The sequence below is a fragment of the Castellaniella hirudinis genome (assembly GCF_042651965.1).
GTDB lineage: Bacteria > Pseudomonadota > Gammaproteobacteria > Burkholderiales > Burkholderiaceae_B > Castellaniella > Castellaniella hirudinis.
This window is the reverse complement of record NZ_JBHSDY010000011.1, coordinates 35,521-48,676: the sequence shown is the minus strand read 5'-3', so window position 1 is coordinate 48,676 and position 13,156 is coordinate 35,521. Positions and strand designations below refer to the sequence as shown.

Sequence of the window (13,156 nt, the reverse complement as noted above, 5' to 3'; positions counted from 1 at the left end):
CTGGGGATACGGCGGATGGGCATGGGCTATAATCCCACTCACTCGGGGGGCGAATTCCAGTACCAAGGCAGTTTATTTTCATACCCCGGACCTTGCAAGCTTCCGACTCGAATGCCTGACAAACGACAACTGTTGTTACTCGCCCTGGCCGGCACGCTGCTCCTGGTCCAGGGCTGTTCGAGCGTGAATTCCGCCATGGGCGGCAATACCCAGAAAGAAGCCAAGGCCGAAGTCAGTTGGGAGTACGCCGCCAAAGCCATCCAGATCGAACTGGCCTCCGACGACAACCTGAATGCCTACGTCAACCAGCCGCACACGCTGGTCATGGGCGTGTTCCAGATCGAGGACGCCAAGGCCTTCATGGCGCTGCTGGGCAATGCCGACAAACTGAAAACCATCCTTGCCACGGGCGATGCGGGCCAGGACGTCCTCCAGCTCGATCGCTACGTCGTCAGTCCGGGCAAGCGGACCATCCTGGATATCGACCGTGTGCAAGACGCCAAATATGTGGGTATCGTGGCGGGATATTACGTGTTCAACCCGGCGACTTCGGCGCGGCTCTTTCGCATCCCGCTGAATATCGACAGCAGCGGCTGGGTCAGCACCACCTACACGGCTCAACCGGCACATCTGGCCTTGCGTCTGCAGCTTGGACGCGCGCGCATCGCCAATGCGCAGAGCCTCACCTTCGATGCCGACAAGAAACCCAATGTCGAAACCGTGCCGCTGGAGACCGCGACACTTGAAATCGAAGTCAACGAAAAAACCCTGACCGACGCCGAAGCATCCACCGGCGCCGCCAGAAAGCTCAGGAAAGAATAAGGATCTTCAATGGACTTCCGGACGGCAACTTACTGGCATCAGGGGCTGTTTCTGCAGCCCCAGCATTTCCAGCGCCAGGAACTGCACCAGCAATTCCTGAAGAAGCCCCTGTTCGACCTCATCACCCCGCATTTCTGGGGCGTGGGCGAACTCGAATGCGCGCCCGAGTCCCTGTCGGCCCACACGGTCGAGGTCCGCCGCGCCCGCCTGATCTTCGCCCAGAACACCTACGTCGAATTCCCGGGCAACGCCGTCATTCCGCCGCGGTCCTTTGACAAGATCTGGACCAACACCGACCAGCCGCTCGACGTCTACCTGGGCCTGAAGAAATTTTCCATCGTCACGCCCAACGCCACCGTCGTGGATACGTTCAGCGACGCCGCTGCCGTCCAGACGCGTTACGTCTCCGAAGCCAACGGCCAGCCCACGCCCGATTTCTACGGCGAAGGTCCGACCGCGCACATTCCCGTGGTGATGAACGCGGTGCGCATTTTCTTCGGCCCCGAACTCGAAGCCCTGGACGAATACGACCTGATTCCGATCGGCAGCCTGATCCGCGACAACGAAACGGTCAAGCTCAGCGCCGACAGCGTGCCGCCCTGCTACGCCATGTCGGGCTCCCAAGCCCTGCAGGATCTGGTGCGAGACATCCGCGACGACATGTCCGGGCGCATGCGCCAGCTCGCCGAATACAAGGCGCCGCGCGACATGCTGCATCAGGACCTGGACGCCGACTTCTTCATCCTGATGCAATCGCTGCAGGCGCTGAACCGGATGGTGCCCACGCTGATCCATCTGACCGAGACCGATCAGATCCACCCCTGGGAAGTCTATGGCATCCTGCGGCAATGCGTGGGCGAGATCAGCACCTTCTCCGACCAGTACGACGCCGTGGGCCGCCGCCGCGACGCGCCCGGCGACGCAGAGGGCCTGCCGCCCTACGATCACCAGCGGCTGTACGCCTGCTTTCACGCCGCGCGCCGCCTGATCAACCGCCTGCTCAGCGAAATCTCCGTCGGCCCCGAATTCCGCGTCACCCTGGAACCCCAGGACAACTACCTGGTGGGCGCCATCCCGCGCGAATATTTCGGCTCGCGCAACCGCTTCTACCTCGTGATCCAGACCTCGGAAATCGGCGAGGACGGCGGCCAGGACTTCCTCCGGGTCGCGCGCCTGGCCACCCCCGAGGCCCTGCCCAAGATGATCGACCACGCCCTGCCCGGCATCGACATGATCGAGGTCTCGACGCCGCCTCAAGGCATGCCCAAGCGCGCCAATGCGCGCTATTTCCGCATCGAACAGATGAGCGACGAATGGGAACTCATCGAACAGGCGGCCGAGATCGGCCTGTTCTGGCCCGAGTCCCCGGCGGATCTGCGCGCCCAGGTCGTCATTCTGCGAGGCTGACCGATGACGCTCACCGACTACTTCATCCCGCTGACCGCCTTCGTGCAGGCCTTCGGCCCGGGCTCGGGACGTACGCCCGAAGCGCTGTCCGGCGAAATCGACGGGCTCATCAACCAGGCCCGGGTGCGGGCCCTGAAGGACGGCATCGAACTGTCCCGCTTCCAGGACGCGCTGTTCGCAGTCGCCGCCTGGATCGACGAGCGCATCGCGCGCTCGCGGGCCTGGGACAACGAGCACGCCTGGCAGCGCTTCCTGCTGCAACGACGCTATTTCAAGACCGGCCTGGCGGGCCGCGAATTCTTCGAACGCCTCGAAGGCATCGAGGCCAAGGACTCGGCCCTGCGCGAAGTCTATCTGCTGTGCCTCTGCCTGGGCTTCGAGGGACGCTACAGCATCTCGCCCGACGCCTCCGGCCTGGCCGGCATCCGGATCGAACAATACCGCCTGCTGCAGCAGCACGACCCCGCCCTGGCCCAGAACAGCCACGATCTCTTCCCGCTGGCCTATAACCAGAAGGGCGGCGCCGCGACCGGTTCCCGCGGATTCTTCGATCGCCTGCCCATGCGGCGCATCCTGTTCATCCTCCTGCCGCCGCTGATCCTGCTCGCGGTCGGGCTGGTGATGCACGCCAACCTGACCCACGCGGTCCAGACGTTCCGCGAGGCGGTCAATCTATGAAGAACCTGCTCTTCAGGCTGCTCCAGCTCATTGCCCTGGCCCTGTTCAGCTGGGTGGTCATGCTGTATCTGTCCTGGCCGGCCTGGGGCGGCCTGGCGATCTTCTTCGGCGTGATCGGCGCCTATTTCGGCATCAAGCTGGCCAAGCGCCTGTGGCTGGTGTCGCGCTCGCGGGTCAAGCTCGCCGCCTCCGAGGCGGCGGGCCGGCTCGTGCAGGACAAGTCCAACGCACAAGCCGATCTCACGCACAAATGGAAAGAGGCCATCGCCACGCTGCGGCGCTCCAGCCTGCGGCGCTTCGGCAACCCCGTCTACGCCCTGCCCTGGTACATGGTCATCGGCGAATCGGGCGTAGGCAAGACCACGGCCCTCACCCGTTCGCGCCTGGGCTCGCTGAACAAAGGCGGCCACCACTTCGAACCGATCACGCAGACCGTCAACTGCGACTGGTGGTTCTTCAACCGGGCCGTGGTCATCGACACGGCGGGCCGCTACGTGTCGGCCTCGGGCACGCCCGAGGACCACGCCGAGTGGGAGCGCATGCTCGAACTGCTCGCCAAGTACCGCCTCAAAGAGGGCCTGAACGGTCTCGTGCTCGCCATCAACGCCGAACAACTGCTCCAGGGCGACGATGCGCTCGAGCACCACGGCCACGTGATCCGCGAACGCATCGACCAGTTGATCCGCCTGTTCGACAAACGCTTCCCGATCTTCCTGCTGATCACCAAGTGCGACCGGATCTACGGCTTCGAGCAGTGGGCGCAGACCCTGCCCGCCGAAGCGCTGGGACAGGCCATGGGCTACGTCGGCCCGCTCGAAGACGGCGACGGCGCCGAGGCCCGCTTCTCGGATCAGGCGCTCGACCAGATCACCGCGCGCCTGAAGCAGTTGCGCCTGGACATGGGCGTCAAGGGGGTCGAACTGAGCGCCCCCCTGCTGCTCCTGCCCGAGGAAATCGAACGCCTGCGGGGCGGGCTCAAGCGATTCCTGGCGGCCTGCATGGGCAACAATCCCTATCTCGAGCAGCCCCTGCTGCGCGGCCTGTTCCTGAGCAGCGCGCGCCAGGACGGCGGGGTCCTGCCCAGCCTGCTCGGCAGCCTGATCCAGAATACGGACGCGCCGCAGGTCACCGAAAAAGGCACCTTCCTGCAGGACTTTTTCGAGCGCGTGCTGCCCGCCGATCGCGGCACATTCCGCCCCACCATCATCGTCGACCGCTGGCGGCTGGCCACGCGCAATCTGGCGGCGGTGTTCTGGATCTGCACCTTCGCGGCCGCCCTGCTGTTCCTGATGCTGTCCTACCACCAGACACGCAGCAGCCTGACCAACATCCGCGACGCCTACCCCATGGGCGTCCTGATCGGCGACCAGCCCGCCGAACAGCGCCTGGTCACCCTCCAGGAACTGCTGCGGCTGATCGAGCTGATCGAAAATCATGAGCGCAACTGGCAAACCCGCTGGCTGGCGTTCAGTCCCGATCTCAGACAGCTCGAGGACGACATCAAGGCCACCTACGTCCGGGGGTTCCGTGAACTGCTGCAGAGAAACCGTCTCGAAGACATTCTGCCGACGCTGCGGGACAAGACGGCAGAGGGCTCGACCGACTACGCCGAGGCCCTGCTCACCCTGACGCGCAGCATCAACATGACGCAGGCGCGCATCGACGGCGCGGACTATGATCAGCTCCTGAAAATGCCGCAGGCCCCCGAGCAGCTCTCCGAAATACTCGGGCTGGAGCTGCCGGCCAACCTGACCCAGGCGCCGGCCCACATGTCCGCCGCCTACAAAGCCTGGAGCGATCCCGACGATCCCGTGCTGCTGCAAGGCCTCGAGGCCGACCGCAGGGCGCTATCGAGCGCCATCACCCAGACCGAGCGTTTTGCGTGGCTGGTGACCTGGGCCAACAAGCAGCGGGACCTCCGCCCCGTGACCCTGCGCGCATTCTGGCTGCCGGGGTCCCAGGGCCCCAATGCCGTCAGCATCCCGCCCGCACTCACGCTGGCGGGCCGGCGCAAGATCGAAGGCTTCCTGAACGAAATCGAGCAGGCCCTGAGCAACTCGACCAACTATCAGTTCAAGCGCGGCGCCTTCGAGGCCTGGTACCAGACCGAACGCTTCAACGCCTGGCAGAGCTTCGCCTGGTCCTTCGACGACGGCGAACTGCTGCTGGCCAACGAACCGGCCTGGCGCGACCTGGTCACCAAGGTCGATACCGACACCAGCCCCTACTACGCCTTCATCGACCGGCTGCGCGAGGAATTCGCCGGCATCCCGGACGAAGACCTGCCCGGCCTGATGCTGTTCGCCCGCGAATTCCCGGCCATGCGGCGCGCAGCCAGCCAGGGGGTGTCGGTGGACAAGGCCAAGGCATTGGTCGAGACCATCAACACCGTGGGCGAGCGCGTCGTGCGCCCGATCAGCGGCAACCGCTCGGCCTCGGCCAGTTCGACCATCCGGCGCTCCATCCGGGGGGTCCAGGCCTATGCCGACTACGCGCACCAGTTCGACATCGCCGCCTCGCTGGCCCTGCAGGGCACCGGCCAGTCCTACCAGATGATGGCCGACTACTTCAATCTGGGCGTCAACCCCGAGACCACCACCTCGGCGCTGCAGACCACGCAGGACAGCCTGAACGCCTTCCGCAAGGCCTCGGGCTTTGACCTGCCCGACGACCAGGTGATCTGGAAACTGATCGGCGGTCCCTTGCGCGTCCTGACGCGCTACGCGCTGGAACAGGCTTCGTGCTACGCCCAGAAAGAATGGGAAGAAAAAGTCCTCTGGAAGACCCAGATGGCCGTCAGCGCCCGCGAGACCAACGACCAGCTCTTCGGCGACAAAGGATCGGTCTGGGCCTTTGTGGACGGACCGGCCAAGCCCTTCGTCCTGCAGAAGGCCAGCCAGTTCGTCCCGGCCCGCCATCAGGACTACGAACTGCCGTTCTCCAGCACCTTCATGCCCTTCCTCAACCGCTCGGTGGACACCCGCGTCGAAGCCGTCGTGCGTTCGCAACTGGCCGAATCCTCCAAGGGCAAATCCGCCACCATCCTGATCACCGCCCGGCCCATCGGCGTCAACGAAGGCGCCAAGGCCAAGCCTTATTCGGTCACCCTGTCGATCCAGTGCGCCCAGCAGGAAATCACGCTCGACAACTTCAATATGTCGGTGACCAACAGCTTCGACTGGTCACCCGACCAGTGCGGCGACGTGACCCTGCGCATCTTCATCGACGACCTCACGCTGACCCAGCGTTATCCGGGTCCGATGGGCATGGCGCGCTTCATCGCCGAATTCCAGGACGGCGAGCGCATCTTCACCCCCGAGGACTTCCCTCAGGTGAGCGATCAACTGGAAGCCCTGGACGTGCGCACCATCCATGTGCGCTATGACTTCTCGGGTCAGGAACAGTTGCTGAACATGGCGAGCAACCTGGATTATCTGGCCGACACCTCGACGCCCGTGGTCGGCGCCACGCCCGCGCGCCTGGCCATCAAGGTGCCCGAGCGGATCGGCCAGTGCTGGACCGAAGGTCCGCCCGAAAAGACCGCCACGCCCTTGCCGCTGTACATCCAGCAACGCGCCCAGAAGCGCATCGCTCCGCCCCCGCCCCCGCCGCCGGTCGTCAAGCAGATGCCCGAACGCACCCACCGCGTCAAAGACGGCGACACGCTGTATTCGCTGGCGCGCCAATACGAAACCGACGTCCAGACCTTGCAGCAGCTCAACCACCTCAAGAACACGGACCTGATCATGAAGGGCCAGATCTTGAAACTGCCGCCCGCAGGCGCAACCGCCGGCCCCGTCGAAACCGGCCCTGCCCGCGCCTCTTGAGGCATTCGGGTTTTCTCTGGTTTAGTTTTCAAACATTGACACTCTGTACTGCATACGACAAAATTCAACCAGTGAAACAAAGCATATACACCCACAAATAAGCCCGAATGCCAGCGGGATTGCCTGGCTTCCACGCAGGAACCACGCATCCCGGCATCCGATCCGGCACGCCACGAACAGGAGATCGTCATGGCCACAGAAGGATCCGTCGCCCCCAAGGAACGCGTCAACATCACCTACAAACCCGCGACCGGCGATGCCCAGACCGAGGTCGAGCTCCCCCTCAAGCTGCTGATCCTGGGTGATTTCACCCAGCGCGAGGATGACCGCAGTGTCGAGGACCGCGCGCCCATCAACGTCGACAAAGACAATTACAACGACGTCCTCAAGGCGCAGAACCTGTCGCTGGACCTTTCGGTGGCCAACCGCCTCGAACCCGACTCCGAGGACAACATCGCGGTCAACCTGAAATTCGACTCCCTGGCGGATTTCCAACCCGACAGCATCGTCGAGAAAGTCCCCGAATTGCGCAGCATCGTCGAACTGCGCGGCGCGCTCAAGGCCCTCAAGGGTCCCCTGGGCAACATCCCCGACTTCCGCAAGAAACTCCAGGAACTCGTTCAGGACGAAGGCGCGCGCGACAAGCTGCTCAAGGAACTCGGCATCGAAGACAAATGATGCCGCGGTCCACTGCACACCACACCGCCAAGCACGGCGCGTAACACAGGATTGAGACAATGAGCGACGAAACCACCAAACAAGAAGAAGCCGCGGCCGGCGAGGCCTCCAGCGGCTCTCTCATCGACCAGCTTCTGGAAACCACCCGGGTACGCCCGGGCGACGAATCCTACGCCATCACCCGCCAGGGCATCCAGACCTTCATCTCCACCCTGCTCGATCCTTCCCGCGCCACGGACCGCATCACGGCCTCGCTGGCCGACGACATGATCGCCGAGCTCGATAAAAAGCTCTGCCGCCAGGTCGACGAGATCCTGCACCACCCGGACTTCCAGCGGCTGGAATCTTCCTGGCGCTCGCTGAAATTCCTGATCGACCGCACGAACTTCCGCGAGAACATCAAAATCCAGATCATGAACGTCAGCAAGGACGATCTGCTCAGTGATTTTGAAGACTCGCCCGAGGTCACCAAATCCGGTCTGTACAAGAACTGCTACACGGCGGAATTCGGCCAGTTCGGCGGACAGCCCTTTGGCGCCATCATCGCCAACTACGAATTCGGTCCCGGCTCGTCGGACGTCAAGCTGCTGCAATACTGCGCCAGCGTGGCCTCGATGTCGCACGCGCCCTTCATCGCCGCAGCGGGCGCCCAGTTCTTCGGCCTGGACGACTTCGCCAAGCTGCCCGACCTGAAGGATCTGTCTTCGATCTTCGAAATGCCGCAATACACCAAGTGGAACGGCTTTCGCGAAAGCGAGGACGCGCGCAACGTCGGCCTGGTGCTGCCGCACTTCCTGCTGCGCACGCCCTACGGCAACGACACCACGCCGTCCAAGAAGTTCAACTACGAGGAAGACGTCTCGGCCGGCAACGGCGCCTTCCTGTGGGGCAACGCGGCCTTCGCCTTCGCCTCCCGCCTGACCGCCAGCTTCGCCGACTACCGCTGGAGCGCCAACATCATCGGCCCGCAAGGCGGCGGCACGGTGGGCGATCTGCCCATCTACAACTACGAAGCGATGGGCGAGATCCAGACCAAGATCCCCACCGAGGTCCTGATTTCCGAACGGCGCGAATTCGAACTGGCCGAACAAGGCTTCATCGGCCTGGCCATGCGCAAGAACAGCGACAATGCGGCGTTCTTCTCGGCCAATTCCTGCCAGAAACCGAAATTCTTCGGCAACACCAAGGAAGGCAAAGAAGCCGAAACCAACTACAAGCTGGGCACGCAACTGCCCTACATCTTCGTGGTCAGCCGCCTGGCGCACTACATCAAAGTGCTCCAGCGCGAAAACATCGGCACCTGGAAAGAACGCGCCGACCTCGAAGGCGAGCTCAACAACTGGATCCGTCAGTACGTGGCCGACATGGACGCCCCGGGGCCTGAAGTCCGCAGTCGTCGGCCGTTGCGCACGGCACAGATCAACGTCGAGGACGTCGAAGGCGACCCCGGCTGGTATCGCGTGTCCATGCTCGTGCGCCCCCACTTCAAGTACATGGGAGCCTCTTTTACGCTCTCGCTGGTGGGCAAGCTGGACCGCAAATGACGGATGCCCCCCGGCGTCCACCCTCGCTGCGCAACAGGCAGCACTCACGCTACGAGCAATACGGTTAGGAGACCATTACTATGCCAATGCCAGGCTACTTCACTTTGACGGGACAAACCCAAGGCAAGATCGACGGAAGCTGCACCATCCAGGGCCACGAGGACACGATCCTGGTCCAGGCCGTCGATCACACCATCGAGATCCCGAAGTCCATCCAGACCGGGCTGCCGACGGGCAAGCGCATCCACGGGCCGCTCACCATCACCAAGGAAATCGACAAGTCCTCGCCCAAGCTGTTCCAGGCGCTGACTTCGGGTGAACAGCTCACCGACGCCAAGCTCGAGTACTACCGCATCTCGCCCCAGGGCAAAGAAGAGCTCTACTACACCGTCGAAATCAAGAACGCCATCATCACCTCGATGCACAAATTCGTCCCCATGTGCCTCGACCCGGCGAACAAGTCCATGGGTCACATGGAAGCGGTCTCTTTCACCTACGAGACCATCATCGAGACTTTCACGCCGGACGGCATCGAAGCCCAGGATTCCTGGAACGCGCCCAAGTCCTGATCCCGCATCGGCGGCGGCGCCGCAACACCTCCGCCGCCCCATGCGCCGCGCCGCCGGAACATAGGTTCCGGCGAGGCGCAGCGTCCATTCCCACGCTCACACGGGCGGCGATCCCGGCACGGACACGGTCGGATCGCCGCCCGGTATGCTCAATTCCTTTGGGGGCAGCATGCCTATCGTCGAGTTCAAGTCCCTGGTCAGCAGACTGAACCCCACCTGCCGCGACGCGCTGGAAAACGCCGCCGGTCTCTGCCTGAACCGCACACACTACGAAATCACGATAGAGCACATGCTGGCGCGCCTGCTCGATGATCCGGGCAGCGACCTGCACCTGATCCTGAAACAGGCCGACATCGACCCGGGCCGGGTTCTGCGGGCCCTGGACCAGGCCCTGGAAAGTTTCAAGGCGGGCAACACGGGGCGGCCGCAATTCTCCCCCCTGCTGCCCGACCTGTTCGGCGATGCCTGGATGATCGCTTCAGTCGATCTCTACGAGCAGTCCATCCGTTCCGGCGCCCTGCTGGCGGCATTCGTCCAGCGCGCCTCGTTCTACGCCGGCACGACCTACGCCGGGCTGTTGCAGGACCTGGACAAGCCCCGCATCCTGGAATTGCTGGGCGTGGTTGCAGCCGCCTCGCGCGAATCCGGCGAAGCCGTGCGCAGCGGCGGCGCGCCGGGCGCCCAGGCGGGCGCCGACGGCCAGCGCCAGGGCACGGCCATCCAGCGCTTCTGCGAGGATTTCACCGCCAAGGCCCGCGAAGGCAAGATCGATCCGGTCTTCGGCCGCGATGCCGAAATACGCCAGATGGTGGACATCCTGGCGCGCCGGCGCAAGAACAATCCCATCTGCGTCGGCGACCCCGGGGTCGGCAAGACCGCCGTCATCGAAGGCCTGGCGCTGCGCATCGCAGAAGACGACGTCCCGGAACTGCTGCGCAACGTCACCCTGCTGGGCCTGGACCTGGGCGCCCTGGAAGCGGGCGCGGGGGTCAAGGGCGAATTCGAGAACCGCCTGCGCGGCGTCATCAACGAAATCAAGGCCTCGCCCACGCCCATCATCCTGTTCATCGACGAGGCCCACACGCTGATCGGCGCCGGGGGCTCCGCAGGCACCAGCGACGCGGCCAATCTGCTCAAGCCCGCGCTGGCGCGCGGCGAACTGCGCACCATCGCCGCCACCACCTGGAGCGAGTACAAAAAGTACTTCGAAAAGGATCCGGCCCTGGCCCGGCGCTTCGAGCTCGTCAAACTCGACGAACCCGGCGTGGGCATGGCCGTGCAGATCCTGCGCGGCCTGAAAGAGCGCTACGAACAGGTGCACCAGGTCATCATCCGCGAAGACGCCCTGCACGCCGCCGCCGAACTGTCCGATCGCTACATCACGGGCCGCCAACTGCCCGACAAGGCCATCGACCTGCTGGACACCGCCTGCGCCCGCATCAAGGTGAACCTGTCGTCCAAGCCCGATTTCATCGAGGACCGCGAGCGCACCCTGCAGATGCTGGAGCGCGAGAAACGCGGCCTGCAGCGCGACATCGAGAACCGCATCGCCGTCGATACGAACCGGCTGCAGGAAATCGACGAGCACGCCGCCCGCACCCAGGCGGAACTCGACGCCTTGCAGGCCCGCTTCCAGGCCCAGTTCGACGCCGCCCGACACATTCTGCGCCTGCGCGCGCAGCGCGCCGGGACGCAGGACAGCGGCGCGGACGCCGCCGGCCAGGACACTGGCACGCCGCGTGATGCCGCCGCCCTGGAAGCCGAACTGGTGCAGGCCGAACAGGCCTTCGAGGCGCTGCAGGCCGACGAAAAACTGATCTTCATCGACGTCTCGCCCGACACCATCGCCAAGGTCGTCTCCGACCGCACCGGCATCCCGCTGGGCAAGATGCTGCGCGACCAGGCCAGCACGGCCCTGGCCCTCGAAGACACGCTCAAACAGCGGATCCGGGGGCAGGACACCGCCATGGCCACCCTGGCCGAAGTCTTGAAATCGGCTCGCTCGGGCCTGCGCGATCCCGATCAGCCCATGGGCATCTTCCTGCTGGTGGGACCTTCGGGCACCGGCAAGACCGAGACCGCGCTGTCCGTGGCCGATCTGATGTTCGGCGGCGAGCAATCGCTGATCACCATCAACATGAGCGAGTTTCAGGAAAAGCACACCGTCAGCCGCCTGGTGGGCTCTCCCCCGGGCTATGTCGGTTACGGCGAAGGCGGCGTGCTGACCGAAGCCGTGCGCCAGCGTCCCTATTCCGTCGTGCTGCTCGACGAAGTCGAAAAAGCCCACCTGGACGTCGTCAACCTGTTCTATCAGGTATTCGACAAGGGCGTGCTTTCCGACGGCGAGGGCCGCGAGATCAATTTCCGCAACACCGTGGTCTTCCTGACCTCCAACCTGGGCCTGGACGTCATTACCGAGATGTGCGCAGGCGACGAGCCGGCCCCCATCGAAGCCATCCAGGCGGCCATCCGGCCGATCCTGTCCCATCATTTCAAGCCGGCGCTGCTGGCGCGCATGACCATCGTGCCCTACATGATGCTGCGGGCCGATGCCCTGGAAGGCATCGTGCGCCTGAAGCTGCACAAGCTGGTCCAGCGCATGCAGCGCAACAACAAGATCACGCTCGACATTTCCGAAGCCGCGATCCAGGCCATCACCCAGCGCTGCACCGAGGTCGAGACCGGCGCGCGCAACATCGACTTCATCCTCCGGGGCTCGATCCTGCCGCTGCTGTCCAACACCTTGCTGGAGCGCATGTCAGAGGCCGACACGCTCAGCCGCGCCGTGCTCGATACGGACGCACACGGCCAGTTCACGGCCCGCTTCGAATAGAGATAGGAACCCCATGGCGACCCCCACTGTCTGGATGATCCGTCTGGACGAGGACGAACAGGCAGCCCGCCTGGCGGCCTCGCAACTGCAGGCCTACGGCCTGACCATCAAGGGCCAACGTTGGCCCGACGAGGCCCAGTCCTGGCTGGTCTCGGCCCAGGAAGCCGCCGAGGCCCATGCCGGCGTGGTGCTGGTGACCGGCTCGGCCGAACGCTACGCGCAGCCGGCGCTGCGGCGCGGCCTGGCCTTGTTCCGGCTGTCGCTGCAGACCCGCCTGGGCCGCGTCGTCAACGGCTACACCCTGCTGTCCGGTCCCCAGGCTCCCACCGCGCTGCCCGGCACCGCCCTGCTGGCCGACTGGACCGCCGTCCAGCCCGAACGCTGGCAGGCCCGGGTGGTGGCGCGCCTGCATGCCCCCGTGGCGCCGGCCTGGCCGGTGCGGCTGGGACTGCACGCCCACGAGCGCCTGGGCATCTGGCTGGAATCCCATCCCGCGCCGGGTCAAACGGCCAGCGGCGCCCTGACGGGCGTCGCCGGCGAGCAGGCCCGCATCGACTTCCATGCCGTAGGTCCTGCGGGCCGGCTGCCCGATCGCACCCACAACGAATATGAACTGCAGGGCCTCGAATTCGAGGCGGCCGGCCAGTCCTTCCACGCCTGGGGACTCAGAAACAGCCTGCAGCCCGAATCCAGCTACTACACGCGCCTGGATGGAGAACCCGATGTGCTGGCCTGCGGCATGCTGCCTGAAGGCGAGCCCGATGCCGTCAGCCTCATCGCCCTGGGGTGATCCGCCGT

The 13,156-nt window shown here is 64.6% G+C and carries 9 protein-coding genes; all 9 read left to right on the top strand.

From position 1 onward, the window contains the following. The first annotated feature begins 111 nt into the window (after positions 1-111). On the top strand, positions 112-822 hold the full coding sequence (gene tssJ / locus ACFO0J_RS16730) for a type VI secretion system lipoprotein TssJ (protein WP_376814227.1): 711 nt from the start codon (positions 112-114) through the stop codon (positions 820-822). Positions 823-831: 9 nt separating this feature from the next. Then, complete coding sequence (tssK, locus tag ACFO0J_RS16725; RefSeq protein ID WP_376814226.1) at positions 832-2,229, top strand: type VI secretion system baseplate subunit TssK; 1,398 nt, start codon at positions 832-834, stop codon at positions 2,227-2,229. A gap of 3 nt (positions 2,230-2,232) precedes the next feature. After that, positions 2,233-2,907 (top strand): DotU family type IV/VI secretion system protein, encoded by a 675-nt coding sequence (locus tag ACFO0J_RS16720; RefSeq protein ID WP_376814225.1) that lies wholly within the window; start codon positions 2,233-2,235, stop codon positions 2,905-2,907. Then, the gene (locus ACFO0J_RS16715; protein WP_376814224.1) at positions 2,904-6,734 is read left to right on the top strand and encodes a type VI secretion protein IcmF/TssM N-terminal domain-containing protein; all 3,831 of its coding nucleotides are present in this window, start codon (positions 2,904-2,906) and stop codon (positions 6,732-6,734) included. The genes ACFO0J_RS16720 and ACFO0J_RS16715 overlap by 4 nt, the downstream gene beginning before the upstream one ends. Before the next feature lie 189 nt (positions 6,735-6,923). Further along, positions 6,924-7,412, top strand: a complete 489-nt coding sequence (gene tssB / locus ACFO0J_RS16710; protein WP_376814223.1) for a type VI secretion system contractile sheath small subunit — start codon at positions 6,924-6,926, stop codon at positions 7,410-7,412. Between the two features lie 59 nt (positions 7,413-7,471). Beyond that, complete coding sequence (tssC, locus tag ACFO0J_RS16705; RefSeq protein WP_376814222.1) at positions 7,472-8,956, top strand: type VI secretion system contractile sheath large subunit; 1,485 nt, start codon at positions 7,472-7,474, stop codon at positions 8,954-8,956. Positions 8,957-9,036: 80 nt separating this feature from the next. After that, entirely contained in the window at positions 9,037-9,525 is a 489-nt protein-coding gene (locus ACFO0J_RS16700) for an Hcp family type VI secretion system effector (protein ID WP_376814221.1), read from the top strand. Positions 9,526-9,694: 169 nt separating this feature from the next. Further along, positions 9,695-12,358, top strand: a complete 2,664-nt coding sequence (gene tssH, locus ACFO0J_RS16695; RefSeq protein ID WP_417281880.1) for a type VI secretion system ATPase TssH — start codon at positions 9,695-9,697, stop codon at positions 12,356-12,358. A gap of 13 nt (positions 12,359-12,371) precedes the next feature. Continuing rightward, positions 12,372-13,148, top strand: a complete 777-nt coding sequence (locus tag ACFO0J_RS16690) for a hypothetical protein (RefSeq protein ID WP_376814219.1) — start codon at positions 12,372-12,374, stop codon at positions 13,146-13,148. The last annotated feature ends 8 nt before the right edge of the window (positions 13,149-13,156 follow it).

Bases quoted from the DNA above. Each gene is read 5' to 3' on its own strand.
- tssB (WP_376814223.1), top strand. From the start codon at position 6,924: ATGGCCACAGAAGGATCCGTCGCCCCCAAGGAACGCGTCAACATCACC.
- ACFO0J_RS16690 (WP_376814219.1), top strand. From the start codon at position 12,372: ATGGCGACCCCCACTGTCTGGATGATCCGTCTGGACGAGGACGAACAG.
- ACFO0J_RS16700 (WP_376814221.1), top strand. From the start codon at position 9,037: ATGCCAATGCCAGGCTACTTCACTTTGACGGGACAAACCCAAGGCAAG.
- ACFO0J_RS16720 (WP_376814225.1), top strand. From the start codon at position 2,233: ATGACGCTCACCGACTACTTCATCCCGCTGACCGCCTTCGTGCAGGCC.
- ACFO0J_RS16715 (WP_376814224.1), top strand. From the start codon at position 2,904: ATGAAGAACCTGCTCTTCAGGCTGCTCCAGCTCATTGCCCTGGCCCTG.
- tssK (WP_376814226.1), top strand. From the start codon at position 832: ATGGACTTCCGGACGGCAACTTACTGGCATCAGGGGCTGTTTCTGCAG.
- tssC (WP_376814222.1), top strand. From the start codon at position 7,472: ATGAGCGACGAAACCACCAAACAAGAAGAAGCCGCGGCCGGCGAGGCC.
- tssH (WP_417281880.1), top strand. From the start codon at position 9,695: ATGCCTATCGTCGAGTTCAAGTCCCTGGTCAGCAGACTGAACCCCACC.
- tssJ (WP_376814227.1), top strand. From the start codon at position 112: ATGCCTGACAAACGACAACTGTTGTTACTCGCCCTGGCCGGCACGCTG.